Source organism: Pseudomonas mucidolens (assembly GCF_900106045.1).
Lineage (GTDB): Bacteria > Pseudomonadota > Gammaproteobacteria > Pseudomonadales > Pseudomonadaceae > Aquipseudomonas > Aquipseudomonas mucidolens.
The window spans coordinates 1,010,286-1,031,492 of sequence record NZ_LT629802.1 but is presented as its reverse complement, the minus strand read 5'-3'; the positions used below and the strand labels follow the sequence as shown (position 1 = coordinate 1,031,492).

Below are 21,207 nucleotides of genomic sequence, written 5' to 3'. Positions count from 1 at the left end.
TCAAGGAAATGAGATTATTAGGAACAAAAAAACGACATAAACTATTTGCCCGACGACCCTGGATATCCAGCGAATATTTTTAGTTCCACACACTATTCTTACATTAAATAGTTAGCCTGTTACAGCCTTCCCCGCTCGTTATGATTTGGGCACCTACCCCAAACGAACGACCGCAATGACAACGTCCCTCAAACCCAAATCATCCGAATCAGGCGCGGCTATTGCCCGTGCCGAACAATTGGCCAATACATCGGCCGAAAACAGACACGCATCGTTTATTGCTGATCAGCTCCCCCTCTGGTTTAAAAATGCCACGCCTACCGTACGAGCAGCTTTACGCGCCAGTTTTGAAGCAGCTGTAGAAACCCAACGGGAGGTGACAGACATCCTGGCGCAGGTTCAATCGATTGAACAGTTCGCCGAGCCGCTATTAAAAACGGCGCTGACCGCCAGAGGCTGGACAGGTATCAATCCACGAAACTACGGTTTCAAACAGGTCCGCCTTTTAAACAATCTGACTATTTTTGTTGCAAATCAGCAACTCAAACTGGCGGACACGCTCATTAAGTTGACTCAACCTGAATTCCTTTTGCCCGAAACACTGGAATTGAATTTGATCTCCAGCATCAGTCGACACAGCCTGCTTCAAGCCGCATTACAAAATTTTGAAGCCTTCGAAGCTGTCCCAGGTGGCCTCGATGCGGGATCGGCTATCTACTCGGTCAACGATAATCGGGAAGTTGTTCAACACACGTTAAAACCTGAACACTTCGCCCTTATCTGCCGAGACTTGAACTTGGGAGCGCAGTATCAGCGGCATCTGCAGACTGTTTTTGAACCGACTGATGACGGGCTGCCAGCCCATGATATTCACTCCACAGCTTACAGACGCAAAGTAATATTCAGTCAGAACCTTCGCCATGAATTTACGTCCGCACTGCATCTATCCTTCATGAAAAATGAACTGCCGATGCCTCATTATGAATTCATAAAGTCGCTACTCAACACTACGCCTCCAGCACTGTCGCGGACCAGCCCAACCTGCAGCACGCTTAAAATCACGGATTTTGTGGTACCGGGCATCCTGATTTTCTGGCCCGAAAGCAAACCCGTCATGCAACAACAAACATGTGTGCTCTATCTACCCAACAGTCCGGATAAAGCGTTTCATACATTCAACTCATTTTTAATCTTAACGGCAACACTGTCCAGGTGGTTGAAAGACCCTGCATTCGCAAACTATTTTTACCCGCTGATTCCTCTCCGTCACCGTAGCGAGTTCATCCAACGCGTGGACACGGTCAAAAACTCGCAAGCATCTCTATTCCTTCGACGAATCCCCATTTCAAATTCATACATTTCAATCAATGACCTTCATCATTTGTCTCATCAAGACGATCCCTTCATGGTGACTTGGCAATTACAATGGGCAAAAATCAGAGACGATGCCAGATTGCTGGTTGTTCCCACGGAGGACGAGGACTCTAAAAGCCGATTGGAGAGACAAGCAACTTATTTGAATGTCGGACTCAGTGCCCTGACGCTGGCCCTGGGCTTCGTACCGGTACTGGGGGAGATCATGCTGGCAAGCAGTGTTCTTCAACTCGGCGTGGATATTTATGAAGGTATTAGCGCTTGGCAGCACAATGATCGCGTCGAGGCTGTAAAGCACATCTTTGATGTTGCGGAAAACATTGCTTCGGCCGCGATCACCAGCGGCGCATTACGCGCCCTTAAGCCAGCCCCCGTAGTAGAAACATTGATGCCCGTTAAATCTGTTAACGGCCAAAAGCGATTGTGGCGGCCCGACTTGAAACCCTACGAATCGGCAGACATTTCATTGTCAGGTCTTCTGCCTGATGCGCAAGGCATCTATAGCAAAGACAGCAAACAGTTTATCAAACTGGAAGATAAGGTTTATGAAGTGGGTACCGATACACAGACGCAGCACTATTTTATCCGCCATCCTCACGACCCACTTGCCTACACACCCAGACTCACGCATAACCTGAGCGGCGCCTGGTTGCATGAAGGCGAAACCCCGCAACAATGGTCGCGGACAAAGTTGTTTCGGCGTCTGGGTCCAGAGGCCGAGGAAGTATCGGATACTGCCATTGAGTACCTTTTGAAGGCCTGCAATGTCAATGACGACGTACTGCACAAAATACACATGGATAACCTAGCCCCTCCGCCTATATTGCTCGACAATATTAAGCGTGTACGCCTGAGTGAAAAAATTGAGCGTTTCATCGCGTTGATGCAACAGGGTAATAGTGGCGGCGCAGAGTTTTCAGCATTGCAGTTGGAGTTACTTACCGGACTGGATGGCTGGCCGCTAAATAGCGTATTGCGGGTGGTAGATGCGCAAGGAAGCACACTTAAGGAGTTCGGGAACGACCTGTTGCCGACTCACCCACGCATACAAATCGTTGAGAGGCAAATCAAAAATGGCGACGTACTTAAATTCACCCTGGAAAGTTTGTCGTCCGCACAAATCGATAGATTACTGGGCCCCGCATTCGACCATCTTGATACGCAGATAACCGCGCTGTCGCGCAAGCTGGGAAGACACGCCCAGGCGAACAAGCTTGCACTGCTCGACAGGTTGTATAAGGCTGATGAAAAAGTGACTGCAGAGATGCAGGTGCTGCACCGTCAGTTCCCGGGCTTGCCCGCTAATGTGATGACAGAGTTATTGGACAACCTGAACGCCACAGAGCAGATTGCACTGCACGCGTCCGGCCGTCTTCCATTGCATGTGCTTGAAGAAGCGCGGATCTATGCACGGGAACTACGCCTTAACAGAGCACTGACGGGGCTCTATTTCGAGGGTTTAAGCAACGCGGACAGTCAACGTATCGCGTGGAACAGCATGCTTCACTTGCCCGGCTGGCCAAGCAATCTTGGAGCGGTACTGCGGGATAAACATACTGCTGAAGTGCTCAGCACCGTGGGCGGTGAGTCCGCGCCACTCAATCGCGAGTTTTATAAACATGGCAGCCTGTACGAATACGTTGCACCGAGTACAGGGGAAATCTACAGCAGCCCTGACCTTATCCATTGTGTGTTCAATGCTTTACTGCCTGCCGAGCGAGCCACACTTGGCCTGACAGACACTGACTCTGCAGTGGCGTTGACTCGTAAAATTGCAGATCAAGTGGCTCACGACCGGTCACACAGTGCCACCTTATTGGGAATGCAGCCCATAAAGCCTTGGTTTGTCCCTCCCATGCGCTTAGCCTCGGGGCGTCGAGGATATACATTGGGTGGGCGTTCGGGCCATGTTATTGATGAGAGCAGGACTCCGTTGCTCAAGGATCTCATCAGGGAACTTTATCCTCTAATGAGCGAGGAGCAGGCCGGACAGTTTCTTTATCGACTACAACTTTCAACCCAATTGACCACTCGAGCCTTGTCTAGACTCAAGGCTGAGCTCGACACCTTACGTCACGACCTCGCTCGATGGGCAGCGTCGTCCGTGTGGACAGAACCGCGCAATGGACCTCGCCGAGAGGTGTCAAGCCGGGATAAACGGGACATCAGTCAAGCGTTGATCCAGGTATGGCGCAGACAAACTGAACGTGTTCGTATAGGTGACCATACAGGCTACATTCTGGACCTAAGAGCCTGGCCGGTTGATTGCTTGCCAGAACTGTCTGCTGATTTTGGCCATGTTAGCGGGCTTTTTTTGAGCCATTCGCCCAACGCTAATTTTCCTCCGATTTTTCTTGAACAATTTTCCAATCTACGGATTTTATCTCTAAAAAATAATCATCTGACTGAGTTCCCGCTCGCCATTAAAAATATGATCGAATTAACCGATCTCAACTTACAAGGCAATCAAATCACCTTAAATGATCGCGCCATCACGGTACTCTCTGGGCTTAGAAGACTTAAATCACTCAATTTAAATGATAATGAATTAGGACGACGCATTTCGGTGCGAAGCATGCTTGCCCTGGAACATCTTTACTTGCGCAATACCGGCTTATTGACATGGCCTGAGGGCGTTGAAGCGCTCACCCATTTGCAGGCAATGGACCTGCGAAATAACGCGATCAGTCGTATCCCGCAAGACGTTTTTTCCCCTGAAAGAATCGCAGTCAATCGGGTGACTCATTTGCATGATAACCCGTTAAGTGCCGACTCTCTGCGCAGACTGGAACTCTATCGACGTGAGCACGGTATCAGCTTTGGCATCACGCCGCGGCGGCAACATCGACCTCCGATAAACGGAATTAACAATTGGACAGCTAAGCCGACACGTGAAGAATCGTTCATCTGGAGTGATTTGAACCGTATTGAAGAGTCGTCCGATTTTTTTCGCGTGCTGGAGGACTTGAGTGCATCATCTCAGTTCAGGTACGAGCAAGAGTATTTACGTCAACGGGTCTGGAACGTACTTAAGGCGATGTACGAACACAGTGAGTTAAGAGCCCAGTTATTTGAGATTTCGGCTAATCCAGAGACCTGCGCCGATGGCATTCCGATGATTTTTTCGGATCTGGAACTTCGCTATAAAATTTTCATGGCTCAAAGGCAACTCAACGCTGGCGAAGCGCTGGTGAGTCTGGCCCGCGGCCTCTACCGTATCGAGTTGCTTAACGCGCATGTACAAGGTGTTATTGATGCACGTATTGCGGCAATCCATGCAGACCAGCGAAGGTATGTGCAGCAATTACAAAACCTGATCGACACGGTGAGCCCGGATTACGCGCCTGAGCCTTTGGTTAACATGACGGCTGAGGAACAGCAGGGTATCGCTTACCGGTTAAATACACCAATAGCCTTACTGTTGGCTCAGCGGTTAAGCCCTTTGGATTTCCAAGCGAGAATTGATCGAGTGGATCCCTTGGAGATACAGATGTTCTACCAGGTCCATCTGACTGAGCAATTAGACTTACCTGCCCGCCCTACCAGCATGCTGTTTGAAAAATTGGCAAACATTACGCCTGAGCAGTTGGAAAGCGCCAAACAGTATGTGTTAAGGGAGGACACCCCGATTGCCAGGCTCGCGCATCTCGAAAAACTAGTCTTCTGGGAGGCGTTCCTGGAGAAGAAATACCCCGACAGTTTCCGGAAAATCGACTCACCGTTACACAAGCGCCTGGAAGGAATCTTCCTGGCGCGCGAGAAGCTTTCCAGTCAGGAATACGTCATCCAGACAAAGAATGTTCAAGAAAATCGCCGTAAAGCAAGGGAAGGATTGATCCATCGGCTGACAGCAGAAGAAATCGAAAAACACCGTTCTCCCCCCACTGATAAACCTTCCAGAGCGAGCGTAGACCAAGCTTGATTCTCGAACCCTACAGCGTTTTCCAAACCGCATAATGAGGGCGGCAAAAATCGCCGACACCTCCAGGTCTTTCCTGAAGCCCCAAAAAAACCGCTGACCGTTACCGGTTCAGCGGCTCTTTTGCAGCGGCTCAGCCCTGACTCAGGGCTTCATCCGCCGTCTACAGCGCGATATCAGCCGCAGGCTTACTCGACTCGGTCGCAGGCTTGGCAGCCTCGGTCGACTGTGGAGCAGCCTGTTGCGAAATCGCTGGCGGTGGAGCCAGTTGCAGAACCTTGGCGGTGTAGGCCCATTCCTCAGCAACACGCTCCGGATTACCGTTCAACTGAGTACCGTAGCTCGGTACGATCTGGTGCAGCTTTTCCTGCCAGGCAGGAGAAGCGACCTTGTCCTTGAACACTTTCTGCAGCACGTTCAGCATGATTGGAGCCGCGGTAGACGCACCTGGCGATGCACCCAGCAGGCCTGCGATGCTGTTGTCGGCGGAGGTGACCACTTCGGTGCCGAGTTTCAGGACGCCGCCCTTCTCTTCGTCACGCTTGATGATCTGCACACGCTGACCGGCCTGCCACAGACGCCAGTCATCTTGCTTGGCGTTCGGGAAGTACTCTTGCAGCGCCTTGAAGCGGTCGTCGTCCGACAGCATTAATTGACCGGCGAGGTACTCAACCAACGGATACTGCTCGATGCCGACTTTGGTCATCGGCCAGATGTTGTGGGTCGTGGTGCTGGTCAGCAGGTCGAAGTACGAACCTTCTTTGAGGAACTTGGTGGAGAACGTCGCGAATGGCCCAAACAGGATCACGCGCTTGCCATCCAGCACACGGGTGTCCAGGTGCGGAACCGACATCGGCGGCGCGCCCACGGACGCTTTACCGTAGGCCTTGGCCAAATGCTGCTCGGCGATGCTCGCGTTCTCGGTCACCAGGAACGAACCGCCCACCGGGAAACCTGCATACTCGCGAGCTTCTGGGATACCCGACTTCTGCAGCAGATGCAGTGCACCGCCGCCCGCACCGATGAACACGAACTTGGCGTCGGTCTCGGTCTTGCTACCGTCTTTCAGGTTCTTGTAGCTGACGCGCCACGAGCCGTCGTCATTACGGGTGATGTCCTGCACTTCGCTCGACAGTTTCAGGTCGAACTTCGGTGTGGTCTGCAGGTGCGCGACGAACTGGCGGGTGATCTCGCCGAAGTTCACGTCGGTACCCAGCTCAGACCTGGTGGCCGCGATTTTCTGGCTCGGGTCACGCCCTTCCATCATCAGCGGAACCCACTGTTTGATCTGCGCGGGGTCTTCGGAGTATTCCATGCCAGCGAACAGCGGGCTCGCTTGCAGCGCGTCGTAGCGCTTTTTCAGGAATTTGATGTTGTCATCGCCCCACACAAAGCTCATGTGCGGAGTTGAATTGATGAACGAACGAGGGTTCTTCAGAACGCCTTGTTGAACCTGCCACGCCCAGAATTGACGGGAAATCTGGAACGCTTCGTTGATCTCGATCGCTTTCGGGATCTGCACATTGCCGTTCTGGTCTTCCGGGGTGTAGTTCAGCTCGGCCAGCGCGGAGTGACCGGTACCGGCGTTGTTCCAGCCGTTGGAGCTTTCCTCGGCGACGCCGTCGAGGCGTTCGACCATCTCCATCGACCATTGCGGTTCCAGCTCATTAAGCCAGACACCCAAGGTCGCACTCATGATGCCGCCGCCGATCAGCAGCACATCGACTTTCTTTGTCTCTTGCGCCTGGACGGATGTGATCCCCATCGACAAAGCCAGCCCCAGCAGAGCAGTGTTTACTTTTTTGAACATCGTAGCACCTATGATAAAACGCCATCCGCCCCACAGCCCTGTCTTATCCGGCAACCTTGATTCACGCTGCATCAAGCGACGCATCGCGGGTTCCCGCATCGACCAGAGACCGAAGAGTGGGCACACAAGACCGACGTATCGACCTCACTTTTATGTCCCTTCTGCGCTGACTTCTTATCATTATTGGCTTCAGCCATCTCGGCGACAGCAACTCACCGGTACCTGTTCGGATGCACGTACCGTGGAAAGAGTAGACCAAGACGGCACGCAGAATATCACGGCAAACAGCCGCTATGCGCTGTTTGGCCAATTGACACCGCTAAAACGCAGGTTTCAGCCAGCCTGAATGGGCTCAGTGTCAAGCCTGGCCGACGCGACGTGAGGTCACAGGCACGGAACTCTCGCGCTGGAGCCTGTTCTAGACACCTTCGCCGCCGCTTGCGTAGCATCGACGGCATTCCCTTGAACCACCTTTCAACAAAGAGCGATCCATGTCTATCCACCAAACACCCGGGCACATACTGCCCGCGCGCAGCGCCGCCAAGATGGAAGCTGCGATGGCCGTGGGCGCCTTCGCTATTGGTACCGGCGAATTCGCCATCATGGGGCTGATGCCCGACATCGCCAGCAACCTGAACCTGGACGAACCGCAGGTAGGCCACGCCATCAGCGCCTACGCGCTGGGAGTGATGGTCGGCGCACCATTGCTGGCGATCCTCGGCGCCAAGCTGCTGCGCAAACACATGCTGTTGCTGCTGATGGCACTGTACGCCCTGGGCAACCTAGCGACGGCATTCACCCCGACCTTTGGCAGCCTGGTGGCTTTTCGCTTCATCAGCGGCTTGCCCCACGGCGCCTACTTCGGCATCGCCGCCGTGGTAGCGTCGAGTATGGTTGCCACGGATAAACGCGCCGGCGCCGTTGCACGGGTGATGATGGGCTTGACCCTCGCGATGCTGTTGGGCAACCCGATTGCCACCGTCCTTGGGCAATACCTGGGATGGCGCTCGGCTTTCGCGCTGGTGAGCGCACTCGCTCTGTGCACCATCGCCCTGGTCTGGCATTTCGTCCCCGACCGCCACGACGAGCCGCGCAGCGACCCGCGAAAAGAGCTGCGCGCGTTCAAAAAACCACAGGTGTGGATGGCGCTTTCCATTGGCGCCATCGGCTTCGCCGGGATGTTCTGCGTGTTCAGCTATTTGGCCCCGACCATGCTCGAAGTGACCAAGGTGTCGCCACAGTGGATTCCATTTGGCCTCGCGGCATTCGGTCTCGGCGGCATCATCGGCAACATCGCCGGCGGCAAGCTGTTCGACCGCCTGCAATTTCGCGCCGTGGGCCTGATTCTGGTGTGGTCGATGGCGATACTGATGTTCTTCCCCTTGGCCGCCGGCTCGTTGTGGGGCGTACTGTTGGGCATTGGTCTGGTGGGCACCATGGTGTCCCTGGCAGCGCCGTTGCAAATCCGCCTCATGGACATCGCCCACGAAGCGCCGAGCTTGGCGGCAGCGTCCAACCATGCGGCATTTAACCTGGCAAATGCGCTGGGGCCGTGGTTTGGCGGGATGGCGATTACCGCAGGATTGGGCTGGACCAGTACCGGATATATCGGCGCAATGACCGCGCTGGTGGGATTGGGGGTTTATCTGGTGGCGCGGCGGATGCAAGGCGGGCATTGAAACACCCTGCGCCTTGCAGCAGCCGTGGCCTGTCAAGCAATTCGCCGCACTCACCACCGGTAGTTTCAAGCGATTCGGCCCCAACTGCTGGCGACAGTCCGGGCCATCGTTTTTACTTATGCTCGTCTGCCGCGCCTTCTTGCATCTGCACCGAAGATTTACTGCCATCGGTATTGTCTTTGGTGATGTTATCGGAATTGTCAAAACAGCCGTGAAGCAGGAATACGCTGCATAGACCCAGGCACATATATAACTTTTTCATGATCTCTCACCTGTTTGCGGGTTTTCTATCTGAGTTTGCTTCAGCACCTTCTTTATAGGTGTGCAAGCAGGAACCGGATGTTCAAAAATTCCGCGTCGCGACTGACCAGCGGCGCACTGCACGGTTCGGCAGGCCACACTTCAAGTTCAAACCTCTTTGAACTATTCGACGGATACCGTCGGTCATCGTCTCCCCCCAATAAACGAAATTTCTCCTCGCGCTGTCTTTCACAATTTATGCGTGCCCCATCGCCCACGGTGCTGAGTACGCCTTTAGCATATCCTTCGATGGCGCAAATGGTGAATTAGCGGCGGCAGCGCGCTATTTCACCCAAGCATTGGCCGAAGAAGACCCAGGCCGTAAAGACCTGTTGATGGATATTGCCACCGAAGAACTGAGCCATCTGGAAATTGTCGGTTCCATCATCGTGATGCTCAATCGAGGAGCCAAAGGGCAGCTGACAGAAGGCGTACAGGAAGAAGGTGAGCTCTACCGAGCCATTAATGGCGCCGGTAATGACTCTCACATCACCAGCCTTCTCTATGGCGCGGGTGCTCCCCTGGTGAACTCCGCCGGCGTTCCGTGGACAGCCGCCTACGTCGATTCAATTACTGAACCCACCGCCGACTTCCGCTCAAACATCGCGGCTGAAGCGCGCGCGAAAATTCTCTATGAACGTCTGATGAACGTCACCGATGATCCCAGGGTGAAAGAGGCACTGGGGTTTCTGATGACGCGAGAAATCGCCCATCAAAAGTCATTCGAGAAAGCACTGCACTCCATCCAACCCAACTTTCCGCAAGGGAAACTCCCGGGAATGCCGGAGTTCACCCGCAAGTATTTCAATATGTCGGGCGAACCCAATGTACGGGGCCCATGGAATGAAGGTGGCGACTGGGAATATGTTGAAAGTCCCGAGCCCGCCGTCGACGGCGGCGACGGCCTGGCCTCCGTGAACCTTTCTCCAGCCGATGAAGCCGCCGTGGAAGCGATGAAGCTGCGAACCGCATCTGACCCACTCAGTGAACCTGTGACAGGAGCAGATTTGGGATCAGGCCTCGTGCAGGGCAAAAACGCTTGATTCATCTAACTCATCATCAGCGACCTCGCCTTTGAGGTCGCTTTTGGTGACGAAAATTCATGCAGGATTCCGCAAGGTTTAAACACCCCCAAAATGCCAAACAAGCACCCAGCCAGCCTCGCTTTTATCGGGGTGCAGAAGTGCGGAAAAAAAAACCTATTTAGCCCGCAGGCGAGGTGGGGAGACGACGGCGCGCGACAGCTCAGACTTGCACTACACCTCCCCCTTGTGGCACATCAACGCCCCCATGTTCAAACGTCCGCACAATCCCGGTCGGTCAGCCTCCTTCCGGTCAGCCAAAAAAAACCACCCATTAGGGTGGCGTGTGTGTTGATTCACGACTAGTGGCAGGAGATATGCCAGAGCTGGTCAAGCCGCGTTGTGTAGCTCTGACTCATCATGTCCCAGGCCCCCCAGTCAGGGTTCGTCGGCACACTGGCCGAGCGCAGCGTTCCCCTTCCCCACCGACCATTGATCTGGTTCAGCACCGTCATCACCCTGTTGGCCTCCGCTGACTGCGACACCGCGGTAGATCATCGGTGTATTCACCGGGCTGGCAAAGGTTGAGCAGCATCACCTCCGCCTTGCTCTATTTGAAGCCTGGCCGGTAGATGTGGTCGACCGCATCGACTGCCGCCTATGTCGGCAGGCGCACGTCATCGGTTGGATGCAGCCTACCGGTGCGGACGAGGTACGCATTTAGCGCGGAGGTGCGGATAGAAAAGCGCCACAAGACAGTGTGTACGGGTAGTTCAGAGCCGAATAATGCGTAAGTTTTTGTTTTTTGCCGAACGCCTGAAGCAAGTTGGTCGGAGTTTCCCTAGCTACGGTATCCAACCATTGCGTTAACAAAAGACTCAGTAATAACCTGCGGGCGGGTTATCGCGCTTCCCACCACGACTATATCCGCTCCTAATTGGAGGACGCGACGAGCGTGTTCAGGGGTGCCTATTCCACCTTCAGCAACCAAAGGGCACTGGGAAATGACCCGTCGTATGGCTGTAAAATGAGAAAAATCATTCTGACGCAGGCTCTTTCCTGCTGTGTTTTTGGTAGCACCATAGGCTGCCGTAGATAAGCAATCAAACTTTAACGATTGCACATAAATAGCTTCCTCCACCGTTGCAACTTCGGCCATCAGCAATAGATTAGGATATCGAGAGCGTATCATCTCAACAAAGGCCTCAAGGGATTCTCCGTTGGGACGTCTGCGATCAGTGGCGTCAAGCCCGATCATATCTGGGGCCTCTCTCGCCAAGGCCGTTATTTCTACAATAGTAGGTGTCAACTGGATAGATGATTCTGAGTAACCAGCGGTCATGACGCCGATTATAGGCAACGTAACAAGCTTTTTTATTGCAGAAATATCGTGTATGCCATTCGCTATAATACCCACCGCACCTGCCTGAGCTGCCGCTAACGCCATAGCGCTCATATGAGTAGAGCCGTGTAAAGGCTCATGTTCCAATGCTTGACATGAAACGATGAGGCCGCCCATTAGCGTGTCGAATAACGAACCAGTAAACATACCTAGGTTTCTCCCTGAAAAGGCTTCTCCTGCAATCGCCACCTTGCTGAACGATTTATCGACTCAAGCATATGGGTGCTTGATCAACGCACTCTAGCTTACTCTATTACACGGCATAGATTAATTTGGAATATAAGCAGCTGCATTATGAGCACGTCTAAAGCCTATATTACGGTTCAGGGCGACGACTGAGAGCCATGTAAAAATATTTTTATTTTTTTGCAAAAAGACGAAACCTACCTAGAATATCCAGCGACAGTAGTGAGCAAGGAGTACGCGGCCTCGTTGAGCACTTATTAAGGACTATGCTTTTAAAAGGAGTTATATATGCCTAGTCAATTTGATGAACTCGCAGCTCTGTACGAAAATATGGCCAACTGGCCTTTTAGAAAGCACTGTGAAATCCCTTCTGTTTTAGATGTTGTGGGTGATGTGTCAGATCTAAGTATCTTTGACTTTGGTTGCGGTAACGGTCTCTACTCCCGAATACTAAAAAAACAAGGCGCTAAAAAAGTAGTCGGTTACGACCAGTCAGCCGGCATGCTTGATTATGCAAGTCGGAGAGAGGAAAAAGAGCAGCTAGGGATTGAATTCAACTCCGAAATAACCTCAAGCCTTCTAAGTAAATTTGATTTAGCTATATCTATATATGTGCTTCCTTATGCAGCAAACGTTCAATCGCTCGATTCTATGTGCCAAGGTATGGCGTCCGTGCTTAAGCCAGGAGGAAGGTTAATAACGTTACCCATCCATCCTGATTTCTGCATGCGCGCAAATTACTATGAAGACTATGGTTTTCGACTTATACCTGGCCATGAGAGTCAAAAGAGCGACGCATCTACTGTAACTTTAGATTTATGCATGCCGCCATACGACACTCAGGTAGAAGCCTATTATTGGACTGCTGCGACCCTAGAAGCTTCTTTAAAACGATCTGGATTTAGTAGCATACACTGGAGAAAGCATTGGGTCGACAGAGCAGGATTTGAGTTTTTAGGACAGAAATACTGGAAAAACTACATCAACTCCCCTCACGCAGCGATCTTAGATTGCACACTGGGGGGCTAGCATGGGCGACTTTACTCATGCCGACCTAAAGACTCATAACTGTGAGTTGAAATCGGATATTTCTCACTCTATTCCATATATTGACCGACATGAGTGGGACGGGCTAACAGCGGATGATAATTTTTATAATTCGTATGGGTGGCTTGCAAGTTTGGAAGATGCTCAGGGTCCCACGGACTTTTTGACAGTCTATGGTTCCTCTGGACTCTTAGCCGGTTGTGCCCTATGGGCTGGAGAACCAGAAGGGCCAATGTTCAGCACGCAGGCACTGTTTCCAAGCATGTCTGAACAGTGGGGTAATAAATTTTTGTGGGGCGGCGCACGTCGCAGCACTCATAATGAGGTCGTTTGCACTCAAGGCGTTAGCCGTCGAAATGCACTTCGTCGCTTCTTTTATTCTGCTCAAACGTATGCAGGAGAACGAAATCTTTCCGGTTTCCTTATCCCATACATGCCCTTGAAACGGGCTCTGGAAATCGTGAGATACGTACCTGAGACTCACGCACTACTGCATTCCGCAGAGGCAACGATGCCTGTACCTAGAGGGGGGCTAGCAGAGATGCTCGGCTCGTGGGGTTCTCATGAGCGCGTACGTAGCAAGGCGGAAATAGCAGCATTTGAAAAATATGGGAATAGGACTCGGTGGCTCCCTCTGACGAGTGACCTTGATGAAAGTATCGCCACATTAATAACTAACAATCGAAGCAAATATGGATCAACTCAAGATAGGCAGTGGATGATAAGAAATCTTCAAGGACAAAGAAAGTCTGGAGTTATTCATAGCGCCATCGCTGTGCTTGCCGAGCGAGAGAACAAAGTATCAGCTGTAACTGTATTTTATAAATTTGGCCATTCGCTACATGCTCGATACTTCGGATCCGACTACACCTTGGCAGATAATGATTTTCGTTATTTTGTACTAACCTATTATCTTTCACTGGAGTACGCGGCATTTCACGGGTTCAGAAAATGCTGTCTCTCTACCTCCGCATTAGAAGCAAAAGCTAAGCGCGGAAGCGTAATTGAGCCTTTAGCAGTCGTGGTTATTCCTTGCAAAAGTCCCCTTGGGAGAGAGGCAGTAGAAAACCACAATCGTTTTTTTTACGAAGACTATGAACGTCGCTTCAGGTCTAACTTAAGCGCAGACTGGAAAACTATAACAAATTAAATAAAGGAGCTTTAATATGCTACATCTTATATATCTGCTTCGTCCCAGCGCAAAAGCCAGATCCAATCATGCGGAATTCTGGACCTGGGTTCGCGAAAGAGAGGCATGGTTTTATGATGGGCTGGAAATGGCTTTAGAACCCCGGTGGTATGTACAGACAATCGCTCCAGATGTGCATTCAATTGAACACTGGATCTCTTTTGAAGATGAGGCTGCATGGGGCGCATACCGAAAGGCAGTTTCAGAGCGATCCCATATTGCAAGCTGGGAGAAAAAGCGTATAGAGCAAGATCAATGGTGGGATATTATGGAAGCCCGCTTATTAAACGACGCCCCAGTTTCAAGAGGGCAGAAATCATGATGCCTTCCATAACAGAAAGGTGCAGAAGGCTGTTAAGCACCACCCGATTTATAACATTGGCAACAGCATCCGCACAAGGTTCTCCTTGGGCGTCTACCGTGAACTACGTATATCGACATAAAACCGAAAGCCTTTTATGGTACTCAATGTCTGATTCGCTGCACTCAAAAAATATCGACCGCGATCCAAATATATCTGGCTCTATATTTAGGACGGATTTTGGCGCCTCGGCTCCACCAGTCGGACTTGACGGCATACAGCTTTCCGGTCTTGCACGATCGGTACCGGATGATGAAATAGAGGTCATTTATGAAGAATACTATCGAACCAATTTTCCCGACGAACTTGCCAGGGCGCAATGGGCGTTACCTTTATCCGATTTCAAAAAAATCGGTAAACGAAGCTTTTATGTACTTACGGTACAAAGACTGTGGCTATTAGACTTAGAGCGATGGGCTTATGATAAAAATGACCAGCGCATCGAAGTTGAACTCCCGCTTCCGGATGCCAATTGATTTTTTACTACAAAATTATCAGTCGGTCGATAACTTTCTGTCTAATAGTAGCCTTAGGCTCTGTACGAAGTCATCTGAACCTCCTTTGAACCCAGCAAGCGTCGGGACTCAGTAAAGTCCGCATCCATCAAAGGCAGGAGCCCACGATGGCCAAACGGTACGAACTCCCGGACGCAGCCTGGGATTTGGGTGCAGACATATTCAGTGAACCCCTCCGTAACGGACGCCCACGAGCAGATGATCGACTGATGCTCAACGGCGTGCTCTGCTCGGGAGCTGCTTGGCGCGACATGCCTGCGCGCTTCGGCCCATGGTCGACGGTGTCAGCGCTTTCGTGACTGGCGCACGCGGGACATTCGCGCAGATGCTTAAGCGACTTCACATCAGGTTGAACGAGCAAGGGTTAATCGATTTGGAGACCTGGATGATTGACTCCACGGCGGTAAGCGCAACCCGGGAGGCTACTGATTGAGCTTGAGCCGCAACACACTGTTCCCTGACTTAAATCGGCACATCAGCAGATGTGGATTTGCGTAGAAACGCGATTTCTAGTCTGGTTTTGAGTACCTGTCGCACTGAAAAACGTTTTTACACAGCCTGGGCCACAAGCGGACATTCGAACCACACATCAATCCGGCGGGCTTGGCCAATCTACTAGACGAACACCGTGATCGATCCGTAGCGCGCAAAGCGCTACCTGTGCCACAAGACATCTTTCCAGGCTGTCCTAATTTTAGCTGAGTGGGCAACCTTTCATGACAGACGGGTGCGCCTCGACTTTACAGATTGTCTAGTTTTGGATATTGTGTCTGGAAGCTCTATTGTGCCAGGCGCGTAAAATGTCCAAGATCGAAATGCTAAAACTGCTGGATAGGGATAGTGTCAATGCCCTAGTGCTACCCGAGCAGATCCTCTTCGCCGTACGCGAAGCCTTCTACCTGCATAGCGCAGGAGATGGCCAAGTCTTCCCTGTGGTTCGCGAAGCGCTTAGCACGGGTGGCATCTTTGGAATCAAATCCGGTGGTATCGCTAATCAGGGCGTGCTCGGGTTCAAAGCAGCCGGTTTCTGGCCCACCAACCGCGCCCTGCAAAGTGAGCCTCATCAAGCGACCATTCTGCTGATCGATCCTGCGACTGGGCGGCCGCTGTGCGTCATTGACGGAAACGCTATTACGACACTCCGAACCGGTGCTGCCGGGGCTTTGGGTCTGGAGATGCTTGCTCGTCAAGACAGCTCGCAACTCTGCGTTTTCGGCACTGGCGTACAGGCCAGCATTCAAGTGGATTACGCGCTTCGCGTGATGTCCGGCATCAAGCATGTCACCTACCTCACGGCGGATGGCATACCGAATGCGCAATTTGAATCGCAGTTTTCAGAACGTGTCTCCGTGCGCCACAGCGCATCGGCAAACGATGCCGTATCGCAAAGTGATGTAGTCATCACAGCAACGCCCGGAAGACAGGTACTGTTTGACCTGGAAGCCGTCCAACCTGGTACGCATTTCAACTGCGTGGGTGCAGACACCAAGGGCAAACGGGAAGCACCGGAAGGGCTTCTGCCCAAGGCCAAAGTCTTTGTCGACGATAAAACCCAAGCTCGTCAGCTTGGCGAAACGCAATGGGTGCCGGCTTCACCAGTAATGGAAATCGGTGACCTGCTGACAGGGCAAGTTGAATTCATCCGTAGTGCCAATGACATCACCCTCTTCGACATGACGGGATTGGCGCTGCAAGACCTGACAGTTGCTCAGCTTCTGTTCAAGCAAGCCAGTATCGAAGGTATTGGCCACGATATTTCTTGGCCGTGGTAAATCTTTGAGGACATTTTGCTATGCAAATCACTCTGCCAACTTATCAAGACGTAGTCGACGCGGCTACGCGACTTAAGGGAGTAGCCAACGTCACGCCTGTTCTGACCTCTCGTACGATCGATGAGGAAGTCGGTGCGAAGGTATTTTTCAAATGTGAAAACTACCAACGTACTGGCTCTTTCAAATTCCGAGGGGCATACAACTCGCTCGCTAAATTCAGCGCAGAGCAACGTCGAGGCGGTGTTGTAGCGTTCTCTTCGGGGAACCACGCACAAGGCATCGCTTTGGCGGCCAAACTGTTGGAGATCCCTGCCACCATTGTTATGCCAACTGATGCTCCTGCAGCCAAAGTCGCGGCTACCAAAGGCTATGGCGCTGAGGTTGTGTTCTACGACCGTTATACCGAAGACCGCGAGGCTATCGGTCGGGCGCTGGCCGCCAAGCATGGTATGACGCTGATCCCGTCCTACGATCATCCAGACGTTCTGTCTGGCCAAGGTACTGCCGCCAAGGAACTGTTTGAAAGCGTCGGTCAGTTGGATGCTTTGTTTGTAGGCCTAGGTGGCGGCGGCATGCTATCGGGAACCACTTTGGCGACGCGTGCACTGGCACCAGAGTGCACTCTGATTGGCGTTGAGCCTGAAGCAGGTAACGACGGACAGCAATCGTTCAATTCAGGTGAGATAGTTCACATCGAAACCCCTGACACCATCGCTGATGGCGCCCAAACGCAGCATCTTGGTAATTACACCTTTCCAATTATTTTGAATGGAGTGAACCGAGTTGTAACTGTCACTGACGAAGAACTGATATCTGCAATGAAGTTCTTTGTTCAGCGCATGAAGATTGTGGTCGAGCCCACTGGATGCCTGGGCCTTGCCGCAGTAAGAAAGTTCAAGGATGAGCTCCAAGGCAGACGAGTCGGCGTCATTATTACAGGCGGTAATATTGATATCGACACGCTTGGAAAATTTCTCCAGCCCTAAGGAAAGCTAGCTTTAGCTACTGAAAAAAATCAGATGTTCAACAGCGCCTGACGGCACCGTCTTGCCAAAATCTAATGAACACACATTTAGCCCAAACAATATGGCCATTAATTAGGCCACTATAAAAAGAGGTGCACATGAAAAGCCGCCTTCTCGTTAAAGCGATAGTTATCGCGATGATTTTCGGCGTAGTCCTAGGAGGCACGCTCCACAGTCAGCTGGATGCTGCGGCCGCAAAAGAAATTTCCGGATACCTGAATCTGGTCACTGACGTGTTTTTACGTCTGATCAAAATGGTTATCGCACCCTTGGTGCTTGCCACCTTGGTGACCGGCGTTGCCAGCATGTCAGGGAACGGTTCGATGGGCCGTGTCGGCTTTAAAGCCATCACCTGGTTCATGATTGCCTCCCTAGGGTCCCTATCCATCGGTTTGCTCTTCGCCAATATTTTCCAGCCAGGTGTCGGTTTGAATCTGACTGTGAGCAGTGAAGCCGTGAACACGGGCTTGAACACTTCCGGCTTTAGCCTGCCGATCTTCCTCACCCATGTATTCCCTCGAAGCATTATTGAGGCAATGGGTACGAACGAAGTGCTGCAGATCGTTGTGTTCTCACTGTTCTTCGGCTGCGCACTGGCGTTCGTCAAGGGCAAAGGCAAGTCCATCATCGTGGACATGCTCGAAGAACTGGCCAATGTCATGTTCAGGGTCACCGACTATGTGATGTATGTGGCTCCGCTGGCTGTATTTGCAGCCATCGCCGCCACCATCACCGTGCATGGTCTAGAAATGGTCGTGACCTTTGGCAAGATGGTTGGACAGTATTTCCTGGGTCTGGCACTGCTCTGGTCGTTGATCACACTTGCCGGCTACATGGCCCTCGGCCCACGCATCAAAGACCTGTTCAAGCATATGCGTGAGCCAATTCTGATCGCCTTCTCCACGGCGAGCAGCGAAGCCGCGTATCCGAAAACCATTGCCGCCATGGACAAGTTTGGTGCCAACAAGCGCGTAAGCAGCTTCGTCCTGCCGTTGGGTTACTCATTCAACCTGGACGGCTCGATGATGTACCAAGCGTTCATCGTGATGTTCATCGCCCAAGCGTACAACATCGAAATGACCCTCTCGCACCAGATCATGGTGCTGTTGACCCTGCTGGTTATCAGCAAAGGGACTGCAGGTGTAGCGCGAGGCTCTCTGGTCGTCCTGGCTGCGGGACTGCCAATGATCGGCCTTCCGGACGCCGGCCTGCTTCTCATCCTCGCCGTCGACCCAATCCTGGACATGGGACGCACCGCCACCAACGTTTTCGGCTGCGGTGTCGCAACGGCGGTCATTGGGCGACACGGTAATGAAATCGAAGAAGTTGAAACAGCAATCGATGCTGAAAAAATTCCTCAAGCCGTTTAATCAACAAATAGCTCTAACAACAATTAAGAAAAAAATGACTGTCAAACCCCTAAACTTCAACAGCAGCCATACCTTTTGGCGGGTTTTATGCTCTCGATCTTGGCAGGCTTAACCGTTGGTGTTCCGTTTACGCTCGCCTAGGAAACAACCATGAGTTCGAATAATCAACAAGTGGAATTGCCACGTGTCTCGTTACTTGCAACGGTTGGAACTATCGCAGGTTCCGCCGATAACCGTGGCACGAGTGCCTACAATGCCGGCGCCATTGGGCCTCAGCAGTTGATGGCCGCTGTTTCGGGACTCGGGATTCTGGCACAACTACTTATCGCCAGCGGCGTCACTGAACCTAGCAAGGCTCAAGCAGCTTTCACAAACACTCATTGATACATCCAAGAGTTGACGCCCTGGGCATCGCCTGCAGCGTCGGCTCCACCCTATACAAGGTCACTTATGAAAATTGTTAGCACCGATGCGGCTTCCCAACCTGCCGGTCACTACTCGCAAGCGGTTATTCACCAAGGCTCGCTGTACATTTCGGGCCAGCTCCCCGTTAGTCCGGACGGCACTCACAACATTGAGGCGTCGTTCACCGAACAGGCACAAGTTGCACTGAACAATCTGTTGGCCATTCTGCATGCCGCAGGTTGCACTCCCTCCGACTTGGTCAAAGTCACTGTGTACGTCGCAGGCGTGAAGCACTGGCCAGCCTTCGACCGGATCTACTCCGAAATGCTGGGCAGCCACCGGCCAGCTCGCGCAGTGGTACCGGTGCCAGAGCTGCACCATGGCTATCTGGTGGAAATTGAGGCTGTCGCACGTATTGTGACCAACGCGGCTTGAAGCGTTGAAGGTACGCCCATTTCTGGCATTACAGAGGAGATCGATGATGCTCAATGTCGCGTCGAATGAAGCTTGGCCTACGGGCTTCCATATCAATCCGTCACCCGCCATCATCCCTGAAAAATGGCTGACTGCGTTCAGCCAAGTCCCCAGCGCAATCATCAGTGATTGCTTGGGTCGCAACGTCGGCGGGTTAGGTCTTCGTCCATTTCACGGTCGCGGCCACATGTGCGGAACAGCGATTACCGTGCGGGTGCGCCCCGGCGATAATTTGTTGACGCTTAAAGCTATACAGATGGCGCGCCCTGGCGACATCCTGGTGGTGGACGGTAGTGGTGACCAGACCAGAGCCGTCATTGGCGGGATCATGCGGGCAATGGCTCTCAAAGCCGGGATTGGCGGGATCGTCGTAAACGGTATGCTTCGTGACCATGATGACTGGCTGGACGGCAAGATGCCGATTTTCGCCCTCGGCTGCGTCCACCGCGGCCCAAGCACGGACGGTGCCGGTGAAATCAATGTACCAGTGTCGTGTGCAGGGTTGGTCGTTAATCCGGGTGACCTAGTGGTAGGCGATTCCGATGGCGTGGTTGCCATCTCTCAGGCTCAGCTCACAAGAGTTTATGAACGCTGCCGCCAGTTGCTGGATCGGGAAGCGTTGATCCTCAAGGGAATTGAAGAAGATACGCTTGACCCTGATCGGTTCAATGCGATGCTCAGGGCCAAAGGCTGTCCCGTGTAGCCGAGGTCACCTCGTATCGCTGTACACCGTTGCACGTGATACACCAAGGTGTGAAGCCACCGTTTCCATGGCCTTTCTGATATCCAGGAGGCCAGATTCCTTCAACTCTTGAAGTAAAACTCGCCGATCACCAGCCTTCAGCGCACGGGGAGACGTGGATAGCCGTGCAGCAAACTGATCAATGCGCGCGCGAATTGATTCTGCACCGCTCGATTCGAGCGATTCATGCGGACGATCGCCACTGAAAGATCCGAATTGATCCAGCATGCCCTGCAGTCCCCTGAACAGGGTGAGATCAACGTTCATGCAGAGCGCGGCCACGTACCGTCCAGTGGAATCCTTAATGCCAATCGAGGTGCTTTTGGCCTGCCGGCCATCTTTGAATTGATTGGGATAATTGGCAATAATCTGGGGATAGGCTGGATCAGCAATCCGGGCAAGCCCCAACTCGGTAGCAGGATGTCCGATCTCCCTGCCAGAAAGATTGTTGTGAATGGCCAGTATTGCGTGCTCGGGATCTCGCAGATCGTGCAATACGACCTCACAAAATGGGCTGAAGGTCTGGCTCAAGCCTTCTGCAATTTGCTCAAGCTGACTGATCAGCGCTTGTTGCTCGGGGGTCGTTTTCTTCATCGTGAAGATGTCCAGCAAAAG

Annotated in this window: 16 protein-coding genes and 3 pseudogenes; 14 read left to right on the top strand and 5 right to left on the bottom strand. The window is 52.4% G+C overall.

Translation table 11 applies throughout. The features are described 5' to 3' along the window. The first annotated feature begins 175 nt into the window (after positions 1 to 175). Complete coding sequence (locus BLU75_RS05145) at positions 176 to 5,296, top strand: NEL-type E3 ubiquitin ligase domain-containing protein (protein ID WP_084380525.1); 5,121 nt, start codon at positions 176 to 178, stop codon at positions 5,294 to 5,296. A gap of 160 nt (positions 5,297 to 5,456) precedes the next feature. On the opposite strand, the gene mqo is transcribed toward BLU75_RS05145, so the two are convergent. Beyond that, positions 5,457 to 7,103 (bottom strand): malate dehydrogenase (quinone), encoded by a 1,647-nt coding sequence (mqo, locus tag BLU75_RS05140; protein WP_084380527.1) that lies wholly within the window; start codon positions 7,101 to 7,103, stop codon positions 5,457 to 5,459. Between the two features lie 491 nt (positions 7,104 to 7,594). Here mqo and BLU75_RS05135 point away from each other — a divergent pair, with 491 nt between their 5' ends. Continuing rightward, complete coding sequence (locus BLU75_RS05135) at positions 7,595 to 8,782, top strand: MFS transporter (protein ID WP_084380529.1); 1,188 nt, start codon at positions 7,595 to 7,597, stop codon at positions 8,780 to 8,782. Between the two features lie 112 nt (positions 8,783 to 8,894). Here BLU75_RS05135 and BLU75_RS27425 read toward each other — a convergent pair whose 3' ends face one another. Then, a complete protein-coding gene (locus tag BLU75_RS27425) occupies positions 8,895 to 9,044 on the bottom strand; it encodes a hypothetical protein (RefSeq protein ID WP_165447421.1) in 150 nt (49 codons plus the stop codon). A gap of 283 nt (positions 9,045 to 9,327) precedes the next feature. On the opposite strand from BLU75_RS27425, the pseudogene BLU75_RS05130 reads away from it, so the two are divergent. Next, positions 9,328 to 10,125: pseudogene (locus BLU75_RS05130) on the top strand (manganese catalase family protein); the annotation flags it as partial. Between the two features lie 341 nt (positions 10,126 to 10,466). Here BLU75_RS05130 and BLU75_RS05125 read toward each other — a convergent pair. After that, positions 10,467 to 10,852: pseudogene (locus tag BLU75_RS05125) on the bottom strand (DUF4113 domain-containing protein); the annotation flags it as partial. Between the two features lie 93 nt (positions 10,853 to 10,945). Continuing rightward, on the bottom strand, positions 10,946 to 11,653 hold the full coding sequence (locus BLU75_RS05120) for an N-acetylmannosamine-6-phosphate 2-epimerase (RefSeq protein ID WP_084380533.1): 708 nt from the start codon (positions 11,651 to 11,653) through the stop codon (positions 10,946 to 10,948). A 327-nt stretch (positions 11,654 to 11,980) separates the two neighbouring features. Between BLU75_RS05120 and BLU75_RS05115 the strand changes: the two genes are divergently transcribed. The 11 genes and pseudogenes from BLU75_RS05115 (at position 11,981) to BLU75_RS05070 (ending at position 20,553) form a co-directional block, all read left to right on the top strand. Further along, positions 11,981 to 12,721: a class I SAM-dependent methyltransferase gene (locus BLU75_RS05115; protein ID WP_084380535.1), complete on the top strand. Its 741-nt coding sequence runs from the start codon at positions 11,981 to 11,983 to the stop codon at positions 12,719 to 12,721. A gap of 1 nt (position 12,722) precedes the next feature. After that, positions 12,723 to 13,889 carry a hypothetical protein gene (locus BLU75_RS27165; protein ID WP_130909174.1) on the top strand — a complete coding sequence of 389 codons (1,167 nt, stop codon included), beginning with the start codon at positions 12,723 to 12,725 and terminating at the stop codon, positions 13,887 to 13,889. A gap of 16 nt (positions 13,890 to 13,905) precedes the next feature. Beyond that, positions 13,906 to 14,250, top strand: a complete 345-nt coding sequence (locus BLU75_RS05110) for a hypothetical protein (protein ID WP_084380537.1) — start codon at positions 13,906 to 13,908, stop codon at positions 14,248 to 14,250. After that, a complete protein-coding gene (locus tag BLU75_RS05105; RefSeq protein WP_084380539.1) occupies positions 14,184 to 14,765 on the top strand; it encodes a pyridoxamine 5'-phosphate oxidase family protein in 582 nt (193 codons plus the stop codon). Before BLU75_RS05110 ends, BLU75_RS05105 begins: the two co-directional genes overlap by 67 nt. Before the next feature lie 146 nt (positions 14,766 to 14,911). Next, positions 14,912 to 15,231 (top strand): annotated as a pseudogene (locus BLU75_RS05100) (transposase); the annotation flags it as partial. Between the two features lie 373 nt (positions 15,232 to 15,604). After that, positions 15,605 to 16,576 carry an ornithine cyclodeaminase family protein gene (locus tag BLU75_RS05095; protein WP_084380541.1) on the top strand — a complete coding sequence of 324 codons (972 nt, stop codon included), beginning with the start codon at positions 15,605 to 15,607 and terminating at the stop codon, positions 16,574 to 16,576. A 20-nt stretch (positions 16,577 to 16,596) separates the two neighbouring features. Continuing rightward, positions 16,597 to 17,562, top strand: coding sequence for a threo-3-hydroxy-L-aspartate ammonia-lyase (locus BLU75_RS05090; RefSeq protein WP_084380543.1), 966 nt, complete (start codon positions 16,597 to 16,599; stop codon positions 17,560 to 17,562). Between the two features lie 137 nt (positions 17,563 to 17,699). Then, positions 17,700 to 18,971, top strand: coding sequence for a dicarboxylate/amino acid:cation symporter (locus tag BLU75_RS05085; RefSeq protein WP_084380545.1), 1,272 nt, complete (start codon positions 17,700 to 17,702; stop codon positions 18,969 to 18,971). A 150-nt stretch (positions 18,972 to 19,121) separates the two neighbouring features. Next, the gene (locus BLU75_RS05080; protein ID WP_090221383.1) at positions 19,122 to 19,355 is read left to right on the top strand and encodes a hypothetical protein; all 234 of its coding nucleotides are present in this window, start codon (positions 19,122 to 19,124) and stop codon (positions 19,353 to 19,355) included. A gap of 66 nt (positions 19,356 to 19,421) precedes the next feature. Beyond that, the gene (locus BLU75_RS05075) at positions 19,422 to 19,811 is read left to right on the top strand and encodes a RidA family protein (protein ID WP_084380547.1); all 390 of its coding nucleotides are present in this window, start codon (positions 19,422 to 19,424) and stop codon (positions 19,809 to 19,811) included. Between the two features lie 43 nt (positions 19,812 to 19,854). Then, the gene (locus BLU75_RS05070) at positions 19,855 to 20,553 is read left to right on the top strand and encodes an RraA family protein (protein WP_231982613.1); all 699 of its coding nucleotides are present in this window, start codon (positions 19,855 to 19,857) and stop codon (positions 20,551 to 20,553) included. A 6-nt stretch (positions 20,554 to 20,559) separates the two neighbouring features. Here the strand turns inward: BLU75_RS05070 and BLU75_RS05065 are convergent, their stop codons facing one another. Continuing rightward, positions 20,560 to 21,186 (bottom strand): helix-turn-helix transcriptional regulator, encoded by a 627-nt coding sequence (locus tag BLU75_RS05065; RefSeq protein ID WP_084380676.1) that lies wholly within the window; start codon positions 21,184 to 21,186, stop codon positions 20,560 to 20,562. Positions 21,187 to 21,207: the final 21 nt, after the last annotated feature.